Consider the following 3,360-nt stretch of genomic DNA (forward strand, 5'->3'; position numbering starts at 1 on the left):
CGATTCGGTCGAACAGGGCACTGACTTACGCGAGGACATAAGAAGCCTTTCCGCACTCAGCGCAATCCATCCACTCGCTGTCCGCCACACCCCACACGTCGCATGCTGCGCCGCAGTGAGTGCACGTCCATGTGGTCTCGATGAAGGTGGTCGCGATGCGGTCGGGCAACGGGCCGCGATCGGGCGCGCTGAAGTCGTGATGAGGTCCGCCGTTTTGCCAACCAGTGTGTGCGGCTTCGGGCGATCCACACCTCACGCACTTATCCGCGGCGGGGGCGAGAAGTTCGTCATCAGGCATCTTTCGCCCCATACGTGTGGTCCGTGGGCGCGCTGCGAAGGTTCACGGCGATGCCGTTCCGCCCAAGGATGGCGACGAATTGCCGAGCGTCCTCAATGCCTTCTATGCGAATCTCCGGGAAGCTGTCGACTCCGAGTTGCACAAGCGTGGCGGACATCACACCGATCCTTTCTGGTCGAGAGCGTCTCGCAGTACTTCGATGAGCGCCTCCGCTTCCTCGGCAGTGACGTCGAAGCTCGTGACGTACATTCCCCGTTCGATGTCAACCTTGATCCGGTCGCGGTACGGCTTCGTCGTGATCGTGAAGTCGATGGCGGACATCACTCACCCGCCGTTGTGGTGACGGGCGCGCCGTCCGCAGTACAGCGGATCATGAGGTCGAGATACTCCCACCCTCGCGAGCGCCCAGTGCGGGTATCGCGCAAGCGGCCTTCGAGGAAGCGGTGCTTGCGCGTCTCGAGCACCTGGTACACGATCGCTCCCTTGGCGGAGCGGACCAGAGTGCCCGGCTCCACGGTTTCGTCGTTCCGGATCTTCGCTACTTTGGTCATTCTGATCCTCCTAAAGGGCTGTTCTGTTGGATGGTGGGTCGGTTCTTCCGCCGGTTGTGCGCGAATGCCGACGACCCCGTGATCGCCGAGCGTTTACGCGCGGTGAACAAGATGCCCCCGCACCGAGGACCGGCTGCGCATCGAAGCGGGTCTATGTCAGTGGTGGTGTTGAACATCACCTCAAGGAACGGCATGGCTGGTTCCTCCGTTCGCGAGCTCGAGCAGCACGTCTGCGTGGCATGGCTGGTCGAGCGGGCAGAAGCACATGAGGTTCTTGCCGCCGAGATCATGGCGCAGCTTCGCGAGCGTCTCGTCGTCGTACTCGAACGACCCCATCGGCCCGACGTGCATCTCGAACAGTTCGACCACGTGCTCACGCGCAGATCGTTCGGTGTCGTGCAGGCCGAGCAGGTGGTCAACGGTGGGCGACCGAACCTGCCACGGGAAGTCGGTGAGCCCCGAAGGCGTGATGCGGAATGGGTTACCCCAGCGAGATGGTCGAGCGACGCTGACCGTGTTCTCCGGCTTCCTCCACCCCCCGGTGCGGCGTTGCTGGATGCGTTCAGGCAACTTCCGCCTCCTCGACCTCAAGCCACTCGCGGATCGCGCCGCCGACGAGCGATGCGACGCTGTCGGTGATGTCACGCCCGTTTGCGTCGACTGCGGCCATGACCCGGATCTCGCCGTCTGCTTCGCCTTGGTCGGCGTACTCGCCCCATGCGACGACGTAGTGAGGCGGGGTCGATACCATCACGCCCATGCCGGCTTCCTGCTCGGCTCCGGGCACTTCCTTCACGATGACGTTGCTCACTTTTGGTCTCCTTCGTCGATGGGTTGAACGATGATGATTCGCTTCTTCAGGACGTCGTGCAGGTAGTCCATGTCGGCGTCGCTGATGAACTCCGCCAGAGCGACGAACGTGCCGCCTTGCCGGATACCCAGGTAGGGCTTCTTGCGTGTGGGCACGTGAGAGACGGTGAGCTTTACGCCGTCTCCAAGGTCGAGTTCGAAGCCCATCAGTCCGCCTCCCTGACCTCTGGAATCGGAGTCTGTGCGTCGGCCGCTTCCCACTTGTCGAGGATCGAGCGGAACAGCACACGCTCCTCGCCGCGCTCTGGATGTGTTGCGGTCCACCACAAGGCTTGAGCGTCGTGGAAGTGAATCTGGGTGTCGGGGTGCACTGCGGTCTCGTCTGTTTCCCAGAGGACGACGTGCTCTCCGTCGCTGACGGACCACTGGTAGTCGATGAATGCGTCCGGATCGCAGAACGGGCATGGCACGTCTTTTGGCCGGAAGTCGTCGTCGGCATCGCAGAGACCCCAACCGGGCTCGACGCCAGTCCAGTCCAGTACGGAGGCGCATACCGTGTCGGGGTAGCGTGCGCCGAAGGCAGACCACGTGAGGTGTCCGGGGCATGCTTCTGCGCCCGGCAGCGTCACCGTTGCTACAGAGCAGAAGAACTGTGCGGCACTCATGACGCTGCCCACTGACGTTCAGCGACAGCCCGCGCCCGGCTCATCGCCTCAGCGAACTCGCGCTGCTCAAGCTCCAGCTCTCGGTCGACCTGCCTTTCGCGCAGGTCGGTTATGTTGTCCGTCACGACTCCTCCTTCGGAAGATGCCGCTCGACGTGCGCGCGGTGTTCGAGGTCGGCTTCGAGCCCATCAAGGTCTAGACCAATCAGTGCTCCGCATGAGCAGCGCGACTCGGTGTAGAACCGTTTGATTCGAGTAATGACTTCAGAGTGGTCGTTCATGCCGCTTCTTCCCTTCGCAGGTGGTCGACGAGCTGCCGGCCGAGGTGTTCGGTGTATGAGGGTGGGATGGCTTCGACGAAACCGTGCCGATCCATCCATCCGATGCCCATCGCGTTGGGCCACTCGTGCTGCCCACCGGCATTGCCGTAGACCTGCACAACGGTGGATAGCCGCTTCTCACCCTTGGGACGCCAGCCTGTCCAGTACCGCGGCTCGGTGAATGCCCCATGCGCGCAAGGAACCCCGGTCAATGTCACGTTTGACTCAAACAGGCGGTGTCTCCTGAGAGGACGCCCTAGGCCCGTCCCACAGATGCGAACGGGATCGATCATGTGCGTCTTCGCGGCCTCGACGTTCTCAATCACGTACGGCAATCCCGAGTCGATCAACAGGTCGCGTGTCGGGCCGATGAGATTCGGGTAGTCGTAGTCGCGGCCAAGCGCCTTGTTGACAGCCCCGAGGTTGAGGAAAGACTGACACGGCGGAGAGGCAACGACAGCCGCGAAGTCCGCTAGGCCAAGCCACTCAGATTCCCCGGTTTTCGCGTCGAGGAACTCAAGCACTCCGCCACGGTTCAGGATCGTCATCGCTTCCAGAGCGTCCATCTGGCAGAAGGCCCATGGGTACCGCGGCTGCGGATCGATGTCGACACCGTAGGGAGAGAACCCCGCCTTGTTGTAGCCACCAGAAGCACCGCCCTGGCAGCAGAACAGATCGAGAATACGGGGGGAGCCTGCTCCCATACAGAAGGTTTGG

9 protein-coding genes are annotated in these 3,360 nt (G+C 62.5%); all 9 read right to left on the bottom strand.

What is annotated here, in order from left to right; all coding sequences use genetic code 11:
* Window positions 1-290: 290 nt before the first annotated feature.
* On the bottom strand, window positions 291-455 hold the full coding sequence (locus tag ABTU82_RS16670; protein WP_407174477.1) for a hypothetical protein: 165 nt from the start codon (window positions 453-455) through the stop codon (window positions 291-293).
* Window positions 455-619, bottom strand: a complete 165-nt coding sequence (locus ABTU82_RS16675) for a hypothetical protein (protein WP_407174479.1) — start codon at window positions 617-619, stop codon at window positions 455-457. Before ABTU82_RS16675 ends, ABTU82_RS16670 begins: the two co-directional genes overlap by 1 nt.
* The gene (locus tag ABTU82_RS16680; RefSeq protein WP_407174481.1) at window positions 619-849 is read right to left on the bottom strand and encodes a hypothetical protein; all 231 of its coding nucleotides are present in this window, start codon (window positions 847-849) and stop codon (window positions 619-621) included. Before ABTU82_RS16680 ends, ABTU82_RS16675 begins: the two co-directional genes overlap by 1 nt.
* A 180-nt stretch (window positions 850-1,029) precedes the next feature.
* Entirely contained in the window at window positions 1,030-1,419 is a 390-nt protein-coding gene (locus ABTU82_RS16685) for a DUF4326 domain-containing protein (RefSeq protein WP_407174483.1), read from the bottom strand.
* Window positions 1,412-1,660, bottom strand: coding sequence for a hypothetical protein (locus ABTU82_RS16690; RefSeq protein WP_407174485.1), 249 nt, complete (start codon window positions 1,658-1,660; stop codon window positions 1,412-1,414). The genes ABTU82_RS16685 and ABTU82_RS16690 overlap by 8 nt, the downstream gene beginning before the upstream one ends.
* Window positions 1,657-1,866: a hypothetical protein gene (locus ABTU82_RS16695; protein ID WP_407174487.1), complete on the bottom strand. Its 210-nt coding sequence runs from the start codon at window positions 1,864-1,866 to the stop codon at window positions 1,657-1,659. Before ABTU82_RS16695 ends, ABTU82_RS16690 begins: the two co-directional genes overlap by 4 nt.
* Complete coding sequence (locus tag ABTU82_RS16700; RefSeq protein ID WP_407174488.1) at window positions 1,866-2,324, bottom strand: hypothetical protein; 459 nt, start codon at window positions 2,322-2,324, stop codon at window positions 1,866-1,868. The genes ABTU82_RS16695 and ABTU82_RS16700 overlap by 1 nt, the downstream gene beginning before the upstream one ends.
* Window positions 2,321-2,449, bottom strand: a complete 129-nt coding sequence (locus ABTU82_RS16705; RefSeq protein WP_407174490.1) for a hypothetical protein — start codon at window positions 2,447-2,449, stop codon at window positions 2,321-2,323. Before ABTU82_RS16705 ends, ABTU82_RS16700 begins: the two co-directional genes overlap by 4 nt.
* A gap of 151 nt (window positions 2,450-2,600) precedes the next feature.
* The coding region (locus ABTU82_RS16710) for a DNA cytosine methyltransferase (RefSeq protein ID WP_407174492.1) at window positions 2,601-3,360 on the bottom strand (760 nt) is incomplete at its 5' end.

The organism is Microbacterium deferens, assembly GCF_045517775.1.
Classification (GTDB): Bacteria; Actinomycetota; Actinomycetes; order Actinomycetales; family Microbacteriaceae; genus Microbacterium.